Annotated in this window: 20 protein-coding genes; 12 read left to right on the top strand and 8 right to left on the bottom strand. The window is 33.6% G+C overall.

Annotation, left to right across the window (positions count from 1 at the left end):
- Positions 1-110: 110 nt before the first annotated feature.
- The 5 genes from HNP99_RS03540 (at position 111) to sufD (ending at position 4,602) form a co-directional block, all read left to right on the top strand.
- A complete protein-coding gene (locus HNP99_RS03540; protein WP_173851362.1) occupies positions 111-440 on the top strand; it encodes a HesB/IscA family protein in 330 nt (109 codons plus the stop codon).
- A 134-nt stretch (positions 441-574) separates the two neighbouring features.
- Entirely contained in the window at positions 575-2,023 is a 1,449-nt protein-coding gene (gene sufB / locus HNP99_RS03545; protein ID WP_173851364.1) for a Fe-S cluster assembly protein SufB, read from the top strand.
- Positions 2,024-2,058: 35 nt separating this feature from the next.
- Positions 2,059-2,406: a four helix bundle protein gene (locus tag HNP99_RS03550; protein ID WP_173851366.1), complete on the top strand. Its 348-nt coding sequence runs from the start codon at positions 2,059-2,061 to the stop codon at positions 2,404-2,406.
- Between the two features lie 46 nt (positions 2,407-2,452).
- Positions 2,453-3,205, top strand: a complete 753-nt coding sequence (sufC, locus tag HNP99_RS03555) for a Fe-S cluster assembly ATPase SufC (protein ID WP_173851368.1) — start codon at positions 2,453-2,455, stop codon at positions 3,203-3,205.
- 80 nt (positions 3,206-3,285) lie between these two features.
- Positions 3,286-4,602 carry a Fe-S cluster assembly protein SufD gene (gene sufD / locus HNP99_RS03560; protein WP_173851370.1) on the top strand — a complete coding sequence of 439 codons (1,317 nt, stop codon included), beginning with the start codon at positions 3,286-3,288 and terminating at the stop codon, positions 4,600-4,602.
- Between the two features lie 156 nt (positions 4,603-4,758).
- Here the strand turns inward: sufD and HNP99_RS03565 are convergent, their stop codons facing one another.
- Both HNP99_RS03565 and HNP99_RS03570 read right to left on the bottom strand, forming a co-directional pair.
- Positions 4,759-5,433: a hypothetical protein gene (locus tag HNP99_RS03565; RefSeq protein ID WP_173851372.1), complete on the bottom strand. Its 675-nt coding sequence runs from the start codon at positions 5,431-5,433 to the stop codon at positions 4,759-4,761.
- 3 nt (positions 5,434-5,436) lie between these two features.
- Positions 5,437-6,783 carry a serine hydrolase domain-containing protein gene (locus tag HNP99_RS03570; protein WP_173851374.1) on the bottom strand — a complete coding sequence of 449 codons (1,347 nt, stop codon included), beginning with the start codon at positions 6,781-6,783 and terminating at the stop codon, positions 5,437-5,439.
- Between the two features lie 179 nt (positions 6,784-6,962).
- Here HNP99_RS03570 and HNP99_RS03575 point away from each other — a divergent pair, with 179 nt between their 5' ends.
- From HNP99_RS03575 to HNP99_RS03600, 6 genes are all read left to right on the top strand, one after another.
- Positions 6,963-8,177, top strand: coding sequence for an aminotransferase class V-fold PLP-dependent enzyme (locus HNP99_RS03575; RefSeq protein WP_173851376.1), 1,215 nt, complete (start codon positions 6,963-6,965; stop codon positions 8,175-8,177).
- Between the two features lie 10 nt (positions 8,178-8,187).
- The gene (locus tag HNP99_RS03580) at positions 8,188-8,631 is read left to right on the top strand and encodes a hypothetical protein (protein WP_173851378.1); all 444 of its coding nucleotides are present in this window, start codon (positions 8,188-8,190) and stop codon (positions 8,629-8,631) included.
- Positions 8,621-9,040, top strand: a complete 420-nt coding sequence (locus HNP99_RS03585) for a SufE family protein (RefSeq protein WP_173851380.1) — start codon at positions 8,621-8,623, stop codon at positions 9,038-9,040. Before HNP99_RS03580 ends, HNP99_RS03585 begins: the two co-directional genes overlap by 11 nt.
- A gap of 60 nt (positions 9,041-9,100) precedes the next feature.
- Entirely contained in the window at positions 9,101-9,424 is a 324-nt protein-coding gene (locus tag HNP99_RS03590; RefSeq protein WP_173851382.1) for an SUF system Fe-S cluster assembly protein, read from the top strand.
- A gap of 83 nt (positions 9,425-9,507) precedes the next feature.
- Positions 9,508-10,017, top strand: a complete 510-nt coding sequence (locus HNP99_RS03595; protein ID WP_173851384.1) for a DUF2480 family protein — start codon at positions 9,508-9,510, stop codon at positions 10,015-10,017.
- Between the two features lie 436 nt (positions 10,018-10,453).
- The gene (locus HNP99_RS03600) at positions 10,454-11,302 is read left to right on the top strand and encodes a DUF3078 domain-containing protein (RefSeq protein ID WP_173851386.1); all 849 of its coding nucleotides are present in this window, start codon (positions 10,454-10,456) and stop codon (positions 11,300-11,302) included.
- Between the two features lie 88 nt (positions 11,303-11,390).
- Here HNP99_RS03600 and HNP99_RS03605 read toward each other — a convergent pair whose 3' ends face one another.
- A complete protein-coding gene (locus tag HNP99_RS03605) occupies positions 11,391-12,254 on the bottom strand; it encodes a YhdH/YhfP family quinone oxidoreductase (protein WP_254596815.1) in 864 nt (287 codons plus the stop codon).
- Positions 12,251-12,385, bottom strand: coding sequence for a hypothetical protein (locus HNP99_RS17760; protein ID WP_256434521.1), 135 nt, complete (start codon positions 12,383-12,385; stop codon positions 12,251-12,253). The genes HNP99_RS03605 and HNP99_RS17760 overlap by 4 nt, the downstream gene beginning before the upstream one ends.
- 139 nt (positions 12,386-12,524) lie before the next feature.
- Between HNP99_RS17760 and HNP99_RS03610 the strand changes: the two genes are divergently transcribed.
- A complete protein-coding gene (locus HNP99_RS03610) occupies positions 12,525-12,851 on the top strand; it encodes a winged helix-turn-helix transcriptional regulator (protein WP_173851388.1) in 327 nt (108 codons plus the stop codon).
- A gap of 258 nt (positions 12,852-13,109) precedes the next feature.
- On the opposite strand, the gene hflX is transcribed toward HNP99_RS03610, so the two are convergent.
- The 4 genes from hflX to HNP99_RS03630 form a co-directional block, all read right to left on the bottom strand.
- Positions 13,110-14,360 (bottom strand): GTPase HflX, encoded by a 1,251-nt coding sequence (gene hflX, locus HNP99_RS03615; RefSeq protein ID WP_173851390.1) that lies wholly within the window; start codon positions 14,358-14,360, stop codon positions 13,110-13,112.
- 124 nt (positions 14,361-14,484) lie between these two features.
- Entirely contained in the window at positions 14,485-15,336 is an 852-nt protein-coding gene (locus tag HNP99_RS03620) for a hypothetical protein (RefSeq protein ID WP_254596816.1), read from the bottom strand.
- Between the two features lie 155 nt (positions 15,337-15,491).
- Positions 15,492-15,941, bottom strand: coding sequence for an FKBP-type peptidyl-prolyl cis-trans isomerase (locus HNP99_RS03625; RefSeq protein WP_173851394.1), 450 nt, complete (start codon positions 15,939-15,941; stop codon positions 15,492-15,494).
- A 61-nt stretch (positions 15,942-16,002) separates the two neighbouring features.
- Positions 16,003-17,355 carry a DUF5689 domain-containing protein gene (locus tag HNP99_RS03630; RefSeq protein ID WP_173851396.1) on the bottom strand — a complete coding sequence of 451 codons (1,353 nt, stop codon included), beginning with the start codon at positions 17,353-17,355 and terminating at the stop codon, positions 16,003-16,005.
- Between the last annotated feature and the right edge of the window lie 5 nt (positions 17,356-17,360).

Raw genomic sequence — 17,360 nt, forward strand, 5'->3', positions numbered from 1 at the left:
TTATAATAAGTATTTTCTATTTTGCTATTAGTTATAAAAATGTTATCAATTATGGAAAAAGGTTTTTATATAGTATCTTTGTGGTTAATTTAGACAAAATCAATATAACAATGATAAAGGTTTCTGATACTGCCAAAAAGAAAATCGTCGATTTGATGACAGAGGACGGTTTTGACGCTGCTACAGACTATGTAAGAGTAGGTGTGAAAAGTGGTGGATGTTCTGGTTTGTCTTATGATTTGAAATTTGACAAAACCAAAAACGAAGAAGATAAGATTTTCATAGACAACGACATAACAATCGCTGTTGAGAAAAAGTCTTTCCTATATTTAGCCGGAACAATTTTAGAATTTTCTGGCGGAATTAACGGAAAAGGATTTGTTTTTAACAACCCTAACGCAACGAGAACTTGCGGATGTGGAGAGAGTTTCTCTTTATAACCAGATAATCAAATGCACTCATGTCGCAAGATTTGAGTGCTTTTTATAAGAAGATTACAATTATACAAGATTATTATAATAAAGGTTAGTCTTTCATTTTATGAGTTGCTAGACCTTTAAATCTATAAATAAGAATGAGCAAATACACTGAAGACGATTTAAAAATCGAACTCGAAAACAAAGAATACGAATACGGATTTTACACTGAGCTAGAATCGGAAACGTTTCCTATTGGTTTAAATGAAGATATAGTTCGTGCTATTTCACACAAAAAAGGCGAGCCACAATGGATGACTGACTGGCGTATTGAAGCATTTCGCGCATGGGAAACGATGATTGAACCAGAATGGGCAAATGTTCACTATGAAAAGCCTGATTTTCAAGCGATATCTTACTATTCAGCACCAAAAGCAGTGGATCCTAATAAAACATTAGACGATGTAGATCCTGAGCTTTTAGAAATGTATAAAAAGTTAGGAATCTCTGTTGACGAGCAAAAAATGATGAATAATGTAGCCATGGATATCGTAGTTGACTCGGTTTCGGTAGCTACAACATTCAAGAAAACATTAGGAGAAAAAGGAATCATATTCATGAGTATTTCTGAAGCTATTAAAGAGCACCCAGAATTAGTTCGTAAATACCTAGGAACTGTTGTCCCTCAAAAAGACAACTTTTATGCTGCATTAAATTCAGCTGTTTTCTCTGATGGCTCTTTCTGTTATATCCCTAAAGGCGTACGTTGCCCAATGGAATTATCTACTTATTTCCGTATCAATCAAGCAGGAACAGGACAGTTTGAAAGAACGTTACTTGTTGCAGATACAGGAAGTTATGTAAGTTACCTTGAAGGATGTACTGCACCAAGCCGTGATGAAAATCAATTGCACGCTGCAGTTGTGGAATTAATCGCACTTGAAGATGCCGAAATTAAATATTCGACAGTACAAAACTGGTACCCAGGTAATAAAGAAGGAAAAGGTGGTGTTTTCAATTTTGTAACTAAGAGAGGAATTTGTGAAAACAACGCAAAAATTTCTTGGACACAAGTTGAAACAGGATCTGCAGTTACGTGGAAATATCCTTCGGTTATCTTAAAAGGAGACAACTCAGTAGGTGAATTTTATTCGATCGCGGTTACTAATAATTTCCAACAAGCAGATACTGGAACTAAAATGATCCATTTAGGTAAAAATACTAAATCGACTATTATTTCAAAAGGAATCTCGGCAGGTAGATCACAAAATAGCTATAGAGGTCTGGTACGTATCTCGCCAAATGCAGAAAATGCTCGTAACTTTTCACAATGTGATTCGTTGTTAATGGGTAATAACTGTGGTGCTCATACTTTTCCTTATATCGAAAGCAAAAACCCTTCAGCTAAGATTGAACACGAAGCTACAACTAGTAAAATTGGTGAAGACCAAGTTTTCTATTGCAACCAACGTGGAATTCCAACTGAAAAAGCAATTGCTCTTATCGTAAACGGTTTTAGTAAAGAAGTTTTAAATAAATTACCAATGGAGTTTGCTGTTGAAGCACAAAAACTATTGGAAATATCTTTAGAGGGTTCTGTAGGTTAGAAAATTTGCAAATGAGTTAATTTGAAAATTTGAAGATGGAGAATAAGGAAAATATAATTGTTACCCTGACATTTAAGTTTGCATTAGAAATTATAAGCTATTGTGATACTTTACAGGAAAACAGAAAATTTGTAATTGCAAATCAATTACTAAAATCCAGAACTTCCATTGGTGCAAATATTCGAGAGGCTCAAAATGCAGAAAGTAAAGCAGATTTTATACACAAATTTAAAATTTCGGCTAAAGAAATAGAAGAGACAATCTACTGGTTAGAGTTATGTAAATATTCAAAAGACTATCCAAATGTAGATCAATTACTAGACCAAGTGAATGCAATTTCACGAGTAGTAAACAAAATAATAATTACATCTAAACAAAAATAAACTTGGATTTTCCAAATTTCCAAATTATCTAATTTCCAAATTAATTATGTTATCAATTAAAAATTTACACGCTTCAATAGGCGACAAAGAAATATTAAAAGGAATTAATCTTGAAATAAAAGCGGGAGAAGTGCACGCGATTATGGGACCTAACGGTGCAGGAAAAAGTACTTTATCAGCTATAGTGGCTGGAAACGAAAATTATGATGTTACTGATGGTGAGATATTCTTAGATGGTGAAGACCTTTCTGAATTAGCTCCTGAAGAAAGAGCACATAAAGGCGTTTTCCTTTCTTTTCAATATCCTGTTGAAATCCCTGGAGTATCAGTTACTAACTTCATGAGAACAGCAATCAACGAAACTCGTAAGGCGAAAGGGCAAGACGAAATGCCTGCAAACGAAATGTTGAAATTGATTCGTGAAAAATCTGAATTATTAGAAATCGACCGCAAGTTTTTGTCTCGTTCTCTTAACGAAGGATTCTCTGGTGGAGAGAAAAAACGTAACGAAATTTTCCAAATGGCAATGCTAGAGCCAAAAATCGCAATCCTTGATGAAACAGATTCAGGACTAGATATTGATGCTTTACGTATTGTTGCAAACGGTGTAAACAAATTGAAAAGCGATAAAAATGCAGTGTTAGTAATCACGCATTACCAACGTTTACTAGATTATATCATTCCAGATTTTGTACACGTATTATACGATGGTAAAATTGTAAAATCAGGTGGACCTGAATTAGCACACGAGCTAGAAGAAAAAGGATACGACTGGATTAAACAAGAACAAGAAGCATAAAATTTGTTTAAAGTCTAAAGTTTAAAGTTCCTACTAACAACTTTAAACCTTAAACCTTAAACTTTAAACAAGAAAAAACAATGGAATTGAAAGAAAAATTAATCTCGTCTTTTATGGCTTTTGAAGAGCGCATCGATGTTCACTCTGAACTTCATGATGTTCGTACAGCAGCCTTAAAAAACTTTGAAAATAAAGGTTTCCCAACCAAAAAAGAAGAAGCGTGGAAATACACATCGTTAAATGCCATTTTAAAAAATGACTTTACCGTATTTCCTAAAACAGAAAGTAACATCCAATACTCGGATGTTAAGAAGTATTTTCTACATGAAGTTGATACGTACAAAGTGGTATTTATTGATGGTGTATTTAGTTCCCACCTATCTGAAACTACGCACGAAGCTATTGACGTTTGTTTGATGGCATCTGCCCTTACAAAGCCAAAATACAAATCGGTTATCGATACTTACTTCAATAAAATTGCAAACAAAGACGAGAGTTTAACCTCTTTAAATACTGCTTTTGCAAACGAAGGTGCTTATATCAATATCCCAAAAAGTAAAGTTGCAGACAAGCCTATCGAAATCATGTATTTCTCTACAGGAAACGAAGCTGCTTTAATGGTACAACCACGTAATTTGATTATTGTACATGAAAATGCGCAAGTACAAATTATTGAGCGTCACCAAAGTTTAAGCGAAAATCCAGTATTGACAAACTCAGTAACTGAAATCTTTGCCGAAAAACACGCAATCGTAGATTTTTACAAAATTCAAAACGATAACGATACTGCTAATTTAGTTGACAATACGTATGTGTCGCAACAACAAGACAGCAGTGTAGCGGTAAATACATTTAGTTTTGGTGGAAACCTAACTAGAAACAATTTGAACTTCTACCACTTTGGAGAGCATATTGTAAGCTACTTGAACGGAATCACAATTATTGGCGAAAAGCAACACGTAGACCATTACACACTAGTGCAACATGCTACGCCTAACTGCGAAAGTCACCAAGATTACAAAGGGATTTTCTCTGATAAATCAACGGGTGTTTTTAACGGAAAAATATATGTTGAGAGAGAAGCGCAAAAAACAAATGCCTTCCAAAAAAGCAATAACATTCTATTAAGCGACAAAGCAACGATTAATGCCAAACCGCAATTAGAAATTTTTGCTGATGACGTAAAATGTTCGCACGGTTGTACAATTGGCCAACTTGATGAAACAGCAATGTTCTACATGCAACAACGCGGAATCCCTCAAAAAGAAGCTAAAGCATTGTTGATGTATGCCTTTACAAACAAAGTAATCGAAAGCATTAAAATACCAGAATTGAAACAACGCATCACGAAACTTATTGCAAGTAAATTAGGTGTGAAAATTGGATTTGATTTGTAATAATCAAAGACCTAAAATAATTAACCCTTTCCGAGTTTTAACTTAGAAAGGGTTAATTTTTTTTGGAGCTATTTCCAGCTATCCGTTACAATCTTTTGGCAAGGCTAAAAAACGCCTTCCCAAAAGGATTTTCACTGCTATCTGGGCTAAAAAATATTATTCATTCACACACATTAGCTCAATATACTTTTTAGTAAATTTTAAAAAATCATCATACTCCTTTAAAAATACTTTCAAATCAATCGAACTAAATTCTGGAGAATTTTTTGAATCATTGTACTTCATTAAATATGCAAAAGCAACTGGATATGCAGAACCACGATAAGAATTAAGCTGAGCATTAATGAAGGAATGTTTATATCCATTAGAAATTTCATTCAATGTTAGTAAAATACTTTTAAACTTATCAAATTCCCCATCAAAACATTTTTCCTTATTAAGAAACTCGCCAATTGAACTCACTTTAATCTTCAGCGGATATCTAGTATTTTCTTTAAAATAACTCAATATGAAAATCAAAGATATTAATTCATCCGACGTCTTTCTTAACCAATAAAAAAGCTGTTCAATTTTCATTATTTCTTTATAACCTATATCAAGACTTAAATCGACTGTTCCGCTTAACACTAATTCCTTTTTCGAATTATAAAAATCATCATAAATATTTATAATTTCACTATTGCAATTTTCGATTCTAACAACAATTTGCATCCAAATTAGATTTAAATTACCAAAATTAGTGTTAGTTGGTAAACAAATAAACAGCAATACATTAAAATTTGCTTTATACTTCTTCAAAGCCTCCATCAATGGATAATTTTCGTTTATCATAATTTACTTCTTAAAACTCCCCAAAATCCCTTTCAGCATACCGTTGACGTCAAACTTAGCATCTTCGGTTAAACCCATTCGTACAATCACCAAATCCTGTGACGGAATGATAAATACCTTTTGTCCTTGAAAACCATTGGCAGAGTATAAATCCTTAGGTGCATCAGGATATCTTCCTCCAGCATTTAGCCAGAAATGTGCCCCATAATCACCTTTGGATCCATTGGTAGGTGTCGCTACATATTTGGCCCAGCTTTTATCGAATAATTGGTCGCCATTCCAGTTTCCTTCGTGTAAATACAGTAAACCAAATTTCCCCCAGTCGCGCGTGGTTGCCCATGCATAAGACGAGCCAATGAAATTTCCTGCCATGTCCGTTTCTACAACCATCGATTTCATTCCAATTTTATCAATCAACGCCGAATACCAAAAATCTAAATATTCTTGATGCGTCTTAAATTGATTTCTCAAAATATAAGACAGTAAATTAGTCGTTCCTGAGGAATAGTTCCAATGGGTATTAGGTTTGTAGGCAACTTTCTTTTCTAACTGAATGCGACCCATATTGCGTGATAGAAACAACATTTTTGTCGCATCGCTAATAGCTGTATAATCTTCCTCCCATGCCAAGCCTGAATTCATGTGTAGCAAATCACTCGTTGTGATAATCTTACGATCGTCATTTTTCCATTCTGGGATAGGAGCTGGTGCATTAATAGTATATTTTCCTTGATGCTGTAGAATCCCAAATACAGTCGCGGTAATACTTTTAGTCATTGACCAACCTAGAATTTTACTTTCCTTATTAAAACCTGTATCGTATTTCTCAGCGATAATTTTGTCTTTATAAATAACTAGTAAGGATCTTGTGCGCTTAGCGACATTTCCTTCGGTGTCAAAAGCATTGGTCACAGCCGAATTTAATTTAGCATAATCCACATTCGAAAAAACCGTGTCTTTTTGCTCCTTATCCCCATAAGGAAATGCCAAATTATTTCTAGATTTATTTCGTTTAGGAATTTCATAAGGGGTACTACTATCAAAACCCTCGTCAATCAACGTAGCTCCTAAACCCTCACGATAAATGGCTTTACGTTCTTTCAACCCATAAACAGATGCCGTTGCAAACTTACCAGCTTCATTTATTTTGTTTTTAGCTAAATCAATCAGCTTGATATCGTTGTCTCCTTTTTCGATCATTTCCTGTGAACGGCCATCAATAAAATGTCCAGACGCTATACTTTTGGCTGAAAAGCCCGAGATTAAATCCAGTTTAGGATAGGTCGTGAAGCCGATATAAAAAACACCTATAAGTAAGGCAATACCAACAAGCTTTAAGAATTTTTTCATAAGGAGTTATTTTAATGCAATTTATTAAAAACATTTAAGGTACATAAATAAAGTTGCATTTAACTTTATAACTGTTTTGATACTAAACCATAGTTAAGAATCTATTAAAAACTTGGATATCGTAATTTCATAGTGGTTTATATTTAGTACTTTTGTATGTAGAATTTTTCTAAATAATTATGCTAGACATTCAAAAAATAAGAGCCGATTTCCCTATTCTTTCTGAAAAAGTAAACGGAAAACCATTAGTATATTTCGATAACGGAGCAACCTCTCAAAAGCCACAAGTGGTTATTGATGCTATATCAAAATATTATCAAGAAATAAATGCTAACATCCATCGCGGAGTACATACTTTGAGTCAGTTAGCTACTGATGCTTATGAAATCTCGCGGGGTAAAGTGCAAAATCATATCAATGCCCAATTTTCGCACGAAGTACTTTTTACTTCAGGAACCACTTTTGGTATTAATTTAATCGCAAATGGATTTGCTTCTATCTTAAAAACTGGTGACGAAGTTTTAGTATCAGCATTAGAACATCACAGTAACATAGTGCCTTGGCAAATGTTATGTGAGAAAACTGGAGCGGTCTTAAAAGTGATTCCGATGAATGAGAAAGGCGAATTGATAATAGCAGAATATGACAAATTATTGTCAGATAAAACTAAAATCGTCACTGTTAATCACATTTCGAATGCTTTAGGGACGGTTAATCCTATAAAATATATGATTGACAAAGCACATGAAGTGGGTGCTGCTATTTTAATTGATGGCGCACAAGCGGTGCCTCATATTAAACCTGATGTGCAAGCACTAGATTGTGATTTCTATGTTTTTTCAGGACATAAAATGTGTGGTCCTACGGGAACAGGTATTTTATACGGAAAAGAAGCTTGGTTAAACAAATTACCTCCTTATCAAGGTGGTGGCGAAATGATTAAAGAAGTCACTTTCGAAAAAACTACTTATGCTGAACTACCTCATAAATTTGAAGCGGGAACGCCTAATATTGCAGGCGGTATTGTATTAGGAACGGCAATAGATTACATGAACAGTGTAGGTTTTGAAAATATTCAAGATCAAGAACTTAAATTATTAGAATACGGTACTAAGCGTTTGCTAGAAATTGAAGGTTTACGAATTATAGGAACCGCAGCCGAAAAAACATCAGTGATTTCGTTTAATATTGAAGGAATTCATCCATATGACATTGGTACGATAATTGACAAATTAGGAATAGCGGTTAGAACAGGTCACCACTGTGCGCAACCAATTATGAATTATTTTAATATTCCAGGAACAATCCGTGCTTCCTTTTCTTTTTATAACACAACAGAGGAAATTGATGCTATGGTTGCAGCCTTGAAAAAAGCACAAATGATGCTATCTTAAAACTATCAATATGAAACTATTTTCTTTACTATTCTTGACATTATTCCTTGGAAAAGGTTGCGATAACAATAAAAATCAAGATATCAATACTGCTGTAATCGAGTATGTTGCTAATACAAGAGGATATTATCAAAAAGTAACTATTGAGAAACAAATGGTTTCTGTTTCTAAAGAGCGTAGTGGAAATGATAAAATAGTTCCAACAAAAATAACTGATGCAGATTGGAAAGAACTAATCGCCATCTTTCAAGAAGTGAATTTGGATGAAATTAAAGATTTAAAATCACCAACAGAAAAGCGTTTTTATGATGGTGCGGCTATAGCCAAATTGACAATTACCTATAAAGGAACTGCTTATGAAGCCCCTAGCTTTGATCATGGTTTTCCTCCTTATGAAATAAAGACGTTAGTAAATAAAATAAACTCATTTGTAAAACAAGACAATGAAGATTAAAGACATACAAGAAGAAATAGTAGATGAATTTTCCATGTTTGATGATTGGATGCAACGTTATGAATACATCATTGACCTTGGAAAAAACTTGCCATTAATAAAAGAAGAGTTCAAATCAGAAGAAAATTTAATCAAAGGGTGTCAGTCTAAAGTGTGGCTACAAGGTGAGCAAAACGACGGCATGGTTGTTTTTACAGCTGATAGCGATGCAATATTAACTAAAGGAATCATCGCGATTTTGATTCGGGTATTTTCAAATCAAAAAGCTGAAGACATCATTGCAGCCGATATGAATTTTATTGATGAAATAGGACTTAAGGAACATTTATCTCCAACTCGCGCAAATGGATTAGTTTCCATGATAAAAAACATTAAAATGTATGCTTTAGCATTTAATGCTAAAAAATAACAAATAGTTTAAGTGAACCTTTATGGCTCAACAACAGAAATAATAAATAAAAGAATAAAAATGGAACAAGAGATAGATACAAATGAATTAGGAGAAGCAATTGTAAAAAAATTAAAAACAATTTACGATCCTGAAATTCCAGTTGATATATATGAATTAGGATTAATCTATGACGTAATGGTAAATACTGATTACGAAGTAAAAATATTAATGACACTTACTTCTCCTAACTGCCCAGTTGCTGAGAGTTTGCCAAAAGAAGTTGAAGACAAAGTAAGATCTATTGAACACGTAAAAGATGCTGAAGTAGAAATTACATTTGACCCACCATGGAGTAAAGATTTAATGAGTGAAGAAGCAAAACTAGAACTAGGAATGTTGTAAAAGAGTTTCAAGTTTAAGGTTTCAAATTGATTGTGACAAAATCAAACTAGCAACCTTAAACCTTAAACCTTAAACAAAAACAGATGGAAGAAATAATAAATAAAGTAGCGAGTAGTGTTCTTGAGGTTTTTGATCTTGAGGATTATTATCCAAAAGGTATACGAACACAAATTGATATTTCGCAATGGTTATTAGAGGGGTTCTTATTGAAAGAAAAAGATTTTAGAGAACACCTTAAAAATCATGATTGGACACAATACAAAGACCATTATGTAGCAATTAATTGCAGTACAGATGCTATTGTTCCAGCTTGGGCTTCAATACTCGTAACGATTCAAGTAGCGCCCTTTGCAAAAAAAATTGTAAACGGTATCCTTGAAGATTTAGACGCTGCCTTATACGAGGAAATTCTTGCCAAGATAGATTATACTGTTTACCAAGACAAACCCGTTATTATTAAAGGTTGTTCTAAAAAACCCGTTCCTATGCGTGCTTATGTTTTAGCTGCACAAAACTTGCAACCATTTGCAAGAAGCATTATGTATGGCGAAGCATGTTCAGCAGTGCCTTTATATAAAACGGCTAAAAAATAAAATAGTTACCAATTTATAACGCAAATTTGGCGAAGAGAGAGCAATACTTTTTTCGCCAAATTTGCGTTATTTAGTTTATTAACAACGTGAATAAAATATTTTAATGCATCTAGTCGAGAATATTCGCAGTTCATCTAAAAAAATAATTGCCAGTTTCTAACTCTAAAAAATAAACTTTTTATAGCTATTTTTAATTGTATCAAAAGTGTAAAACTAAATCAATAAAAACCGTTATTTAACAAGATACACTACTAATTATCAGTATTATACAAAAAAGCAAAAGAGGTATAAAAATAACATATTTTTTCTATAAATTTAACAAAATAAAGAAATAGAAATAAGATACAAAAAAAACACAAACAACTTAAATTCAGAAGATTATACTATTACGTATTCTCATTATTTTAATTACCTTTGTCTTTTTAAAACAATATTTATGAAAAAATTACTACTTACATTCCTATTTATTTTTGCATTAACAACTGTAAATGCGCAGGAAGTTGTAAAAGATTCTACAAAACTTTGGACTAAAAAAGGAAACATCTCCTTATTATTCAATCAATCATCATACAATAAACAATGGCTTGGTGGTGGTACATCTAATGTGGCTGGGAATTTCGGAATAAACTATGATTTTAACTATAAAAAAGATGATGTTGTTTGGGATAACAAATTCATACTTGCTTATGGTTTAAGTAAAATAAAAGGAGATGATCAAACAGCAAAAACAGATGACCGAATTGAGTTGAATTCACTTTGGGGTAAAAAAGCGTCAGGAAACTGGTATTACTCCGCTTATTTCAATTTCAAGAGTCAACTGGATACTGGTTTAGACAAAGACAATGTGCGTATTTCACACTTTTTCTCACCTGCTTACTTCCAAGTAGGTCCAGGTATGTTATGGAAAAAAAGTGATAATTTAAGTGTTAACTTTGCTCCAGCTGCTGCAAAAGCAATTTTTGTTCACAGCCATTTTACTGAATTCGGACCTTCATTTGGAGTTTTACAAGGTGATAATTCTCGATTTGAATTTGGAGCAAGCATATCAGCTTATTATAAGTTTGTTGTTATGAGTAATGTTTCTGTTGAAAACAGATTAAACTTATATTCTAATTATTTAGACAATCCTCAAAATGTTGATGTTGATTACCAAATGAATGTCGTGATGAAAATCAACAAATACCTTTCGGCAAATGTTGCTCTACAGGCTATTTATGATGATAACTCCATAAAAGGTGTTCAAGTAAAAGAACTTTTTGGAATTGGTGTAAACTACGGTTTCTAAGTCAAACTATATTATATCAAAAATCCCTTTTGAAAAGTATTCAAAAGGGATTTTTTTATTTGCCTCGGACTAACCTTGGTAGAATTTACTACTGTATTTTTACTACTGTCCTACCTTTTAATTTACCTTCGAGCATTAATTTTATTTTTTCATTTAATTCATTCAATGTAACTTCATTACAAGTTGCTGCGAAAGCATCCGTTTTCCATTCCTTTGCTAATTTATTCCACACCTGCTCTCTATATGACATTGGGTAATTTTGAGAATCGATGCCTATAAGTGCAATCCCTCTTAGAATAAAAGGGAAAACAGTAAGATCTAGTTTTGGAGAAGCGACATTTCCGCAGCAGGTAATCACTCCCATTGGAAGAACCGATTTTATAATGTTTTCAAGTATAACTCCTCCTACTGTGTCTATTGCTCCAGCAAAAGAAGGTTTTAAAAGTGGTTTCTTGTCTAATTCTTCAAAATCTTTTCGTGCAATAATCGAATCTGCGCCCAGCCTTTTTAAATAATCAGTTTCTGATTCCTTGCCGGTTATTGCAGCAACTTGATATCCTAGCTTTTTCAAAATCGCAATGCTTAATGAACCTACACCACCACTTGCACCCGAAACGACAATAGTTCCATCAGCAGGTTTAACCATTTCACTCAGTCTGTAAACAGACATTCCAGCCGTTAATCCAGCTGTACCAATAATCATAGCCTCTTTCATTGATAAGTTTTCGGGCAATTGGACAGCCCAATCTGCTGGTACTTTTATATATTCGGCAAAACCTCCATTGGTATTCATTCCAAGGTCATAACTCGTTACAATTACCTTTTCATCTACTTTGAACTTGGCAGAATTTGAAGTCACAATTACACCCACTACATCAATTCCTGGCATATGCGGATAATTTCTTGTGACTCCTTTATTTCCGCTTGCCGACAAAGCGTCTTTGTAATTCAAGGAGTTATAGTGTACTTTGACAATAATTCGTCTTGGCCAAGAGGCTCAAAAGGCATTTCTTTTATTATTGAAACAAACTTTTCTTCTTGCTCTTCTACTCTAAATGCTTTATATGTTGCTATTGAATTCATAGTTGTTTTTTAAATGATTGTATTACTTTTATAACAAAGTTCGATTAAAAAACAGTCGCAAACAACAGCATACAAAGTATGCACCTACGAACATTTTGTTCTGATTTGCGTTTCTACAGCCTTTTTAAACCCAAAAAAAATGAAAAAAAGTTATTGTCCTATAGATACTTTCATAAATTCAATTAAAGGAAAAAGAAAAGGCACAATAATTTTATATCTATTTCAAGGAGATAAAAGGTATGGCGAACTGGTAAAACTGATGCCCGATATAAATGAGCGCATGATGTCCAAACAACTTAAGGAGTTGGAAAGTGATAGTTTAATCATTCGCACTGTTTTTCCAGAAGTTCCTCTTCGAGTTGAATACAGTTTGACACAATTAGGAAAAGACATTCACCCTGTTTTAAAAGGCATGTACAAAGGTGGATTGCTTTTTGAGAAGCTTATTGAAAATCCAGCACATTAATTATTTATGTTTTTATATCCTCGTATTTAAAAAAGTGTTGGTTTTCCACTCGCATGAGGGATGGCAGTGGAAATCCTTTTATGCAGCGTAGCGGAATAAAAGATTGCAACGTACAGCCCGACCCAGCTGTAACGCAGTGGAAGTTGGGGCATGCCCAAAAAAAATCCCTCTTGAAATTCAAAAGGGATTAGATTGTATTATGTGTGGTTCTCGACTCCTCTAGAACTGACAATGTGCTTTAATAATAATTACTTATCGCTATTCTTCTTCATTGTCATCATCTACTTCTTTTTCGATGGCATCTTTGTAATCAGGATATAAAAACTTGTTGTACGGGAAGCGCGTGATGTGAATGTGTCTTACGGCTTCGTAAACGCGTTCTCTGAATTCTTCAAAATTCTCTTTATTGGTGGCCGAGATGAACAACGCATTCTCTTCACCTACACGACCCATCCAAGTAGACTTCCATTCTTCAAGAGTGTAGTGTCTTGGCGTTTTTTCGGTCATTAAATCATCGTCGTCAATAGTCAAATGTTTGTAAGCATCAATTTTATTGAAAACCATAATTACTGGCTTATCATTGGCTTTGATATCTAATAAGGTTTGATTTACCGATGCAATATGATCTTCGAATTCTGGGTGCGAAATATCAACTACGTGCAATAACAAATCTGCTTCGCGCACCTCATCTAGCGTACTTTTGAAAGAATCAACTAGCATCGTAGGCAGTTTACGAATAAATCCTACGGTGTCTGACAATAAGAAAGGTAGGTTTTTGATCACCACTTTTCGAACTGTTGTATCTAATGTTGCAAACAATTTGTTCTCTACAAACACATCGCTTTTTCCCACGGCATTCATCAAAGTTGACTTACCAACATTGGTATAACCAACCAAAGCAACACGTACCATAGAACCACGATTACCGCGTTGTGTACCCATTTGCTTGTCAATTGCCTTGATTTTATCTTTCAATAAAGCAATTCTATCACGTACAATACGTCTATCGGTTTCAATCTCTGTTTCTCCGGGTCCACGCATTCCAATTCCTCCTTTTTGACGCTCAAGGTGTGTCCAAAGTCCGGATAATCTAGGTAACATATAAATACATTGTGCTAGCTCGACCTGCGTTCTTGCATAGGAAGTCTCGGCACGTTGTGCAAAAATGTCCAGGATAAGGTGTGTTCTATCTAGAATTTTACATTCTACTATTATTTTTGAGATATTCTTTTGTTGCGAAGGGGTAAGTTCATCATCAAAAATCAATGTTGAGATTCCGTTTTCCTTTACATACGCATGAATTTCTTCTATTTTTCCAGTACCCATAAAAGTTTTAGGGTTAGGGCGTTCCATTTTTTGTGAAAAACGCTTCACCACTTCTCCGCCAGCTGTAAATGTTAAAAACTCTAGCTCGTCAAGATACTCTTTAAGTTTCTCTTCACTTTGATTTTGAGTTACAATACCAACAATGGCTGTTTTTTCGAAATTTAATACTTCTTTTTCTAACATATCTTTGTATAAGTTACAAATTTAATCATTTGTACGCTACAATGGGTAACTACTAGTGCTTTTTAAACTATTATAAAGAAATATTAAGGTTTTTTTTAACAAAAACGATGTATATAAAGTAGCGTTACTCGTATAAATAAGTGGTTTTAGTTTTTACTATTCCGTTTTCTTCAATAAGCGCTTGTGAAATAGGATAATTGTTAGCGTTATATTTAAATGTTGCGGATTTACCTACATAGTTTGTTGATGTTGCTTTAGAATTCAATTCATTATGGTCAGATATTGATTGCAATTCAAATTCCTCTTCATAAAAAGAAATCAACGGAACGATTACTTTATAATTCTCACCAAAGGTATTTTTAGCCATTAAAGACTTAACCGAATTTTTATCATCATAACTATAGTAAATAATTGTTTTGTCACCTACAAGTCCTTTGTCTCTCGATAAATTCTCTTTGTAATAACCATATTCTTTTTTACTGATAATTTGCTGGTTATAATCTCTAGAAGTTCGTCTAACAACGATTCCGTTTTCAACAATATATTCATTGTCTTCAACAAAATTTTGATGGGTATTACTCTTTTTAGTATCGGCTTTAATTCTTGCTCCTTCGTACTTAAAAGTTACTGTTTTAGTAACATTCTCGCCGTTTTCATCGTATTTTTTACTAAATTTTGTTAGTCGATTTGTGTTATCATAAGTGTAATTAGTAACTTCTTTCCAATTACTTCCTTCGCGTTCTTTTACGGTCATATCAAGTAAGCCGTTTGTATTATAAAAAAAGCCCTGAATAACATCTGAGGTTTTAATCGAAAGAATTTTTCCGTCTTTGAATACAATTGTTTTGTTTACAATTTCGCCATCTTTTAAATTTCGGAAATTTGTTTTAACAATATTGATTCGTTTTAATGCAACGGCATTTTCTTGTGCTTGAGTTTGCACAAAGCAAAGCTGGGCCGCTATTAGCAGGGCCATAAAGTAGGTTTTCATGTGGTATTCATAAAGATTTGGGACTGCAAAATACAAAAATCAAATAAGAACCCTACTCCTTTCGCTATTAAATATAAGTTATTGCATTGTTAGTTCTAAAAGTAAAAAGGGACTATCGCATTAAACGAAGTCCCTTTTTATTAATTTACTGAAATCAGTTTTACATCAAATATAAGTACCGATCCTCCTGGAATGGGACCAGAATCACTACCCCCATACCCTAAGTGTGATGGTATTAAAAGAATACCACTTCCACCTTCTCTAAAATAAGGAATTCCTTCTGTCCAGCCTTTTATCACTTGATTTAAACCAAAACTTATTCCTTCTGGTTTACTTTCATCAAAAACAGATCCGTCAGTAAATGCCCCTTTATAAGCAACCGTTACATTAGACGTTGCTGTAGGTTGTGCACCTGTTCCTGCCTCATTGATTACATAATACAAACCACTGGCAGTTTTTTTAGCATTCAAATTGTTTTTAGCAATATAATCTGTAATTTCTTGTTCGTTTTTAGCTACATAATCCACATCTTTATCTTTTTCACAAGAGATAAAAAGTGTTAGAATAACAGCAAATAAAGCATATTTCATAGTATTTCAATTTTTAGAATAGCGCAAATATAATCAAACTGATTTTCATATTGCTAAAACATTACTTGCTAAAAATTTGAACATCATCTAATTGAAATGTTCCATCTAAAGCTAAGTTTTTTCCTGAACCTATGTATTTAAAAGCAATATTTATTTTTCCTTGGTAACTGGATAAGTCAATTTTTCCAGATCCTATAAACTGACTGTCGGGTGTGGCTTGGCTAGGCATTTTAACGTCTAGTTTAACCCAATTTGCTTTATCAACATTGAGTCCGTCAAAATTTGTGGCGATGTAAACTTCTAGTGCATTTAATGGTGAATCTACATCCAGTTCTTCTTGCGCAGTTCTAAAAGTTAGTATTTCATTTTCTTGCAAATCCATATCAATTTTAGGAGAAATTAACCAAGCAATATTCGAGTTAACTTTGGTTCCGCTGATAGCAAATTCAGCATATCCATTTCCGGCGAGTACGCCTGACCTCCAAAAAAGTTTCCCCTCTTCTACTATATTTGCCCACCCAGGTAAACTTAAATTTGCTTTATCGGTAACCGATTGGAAGTTTTCGATAAAAAAAGGAACCGCTCTTTCTCCTTCCATTTTCACATCGTTCTCTGACCGAGCTACTAACTGAAAATAATCTCCAAATTTTGTCAAAACACCACGAACTTTCCCACTACCACCAGGAACTAAGTTTGCTGAAAATCGTGCATAACTACTCGTTCTAAAAATAATTTGATTGCCTTCATCATCCAGTAAACTCCAGTTTGTAGCACCTCCAATATCATTTGCCTCTTCATAATAAGTGCGCCCAATAGCATCTTCTTTAAACTGTACGGCATCAAACTCTACTAAAGTATTTAACTTTTTATCATCCTGAGCTTCAGCAATTGTCATTGGCGTGACTAATTGATCATCTGTTAAATTTGTACATGAGGCAAGCAATACATTTTGATAATCATTTTGTGACAAACGCCCAACGCCACCTATATTAAAACTACTTACATAAATAGTTCCTATTCTAAGGCTACCATACTTTATATCTGTAAATTGATCCTTAAGTTTGATATATACTTTATTACCCAAACGGTAATCAACATAAGTATTACTTACATCTACCGGAACGCTAAAACCTATTGCTTTTGTTGTGGCTGTTGCCAAAGTTTGAAAAGAAATCGCTTTAAAGAAATTCCCGTATTCATCGCTAGACACAACATATGCCTCAATAATATCATCATATTTATACTGACTTACAATGTGATTTGTCACATCATGTATTTCAACCACGGTTTTATTTGGCGTTAAGCTGGCTTGATCACATTCTAGATTGGGGATCCCAACCTCATCATTTACACAACTAAAAAAAACAGTACACAATACCATTAAACAAAAATAATTACTCCATTGTAACTTCATAATAA

This window comes from Flavobacterium gelidicaeli (assembly GCF_013294005.1).
GTDB lineage: Bacteria > Bacteroidota > Bacteroidia > Flavobacteriales > Flavobacteriaceae > Flavobacterium.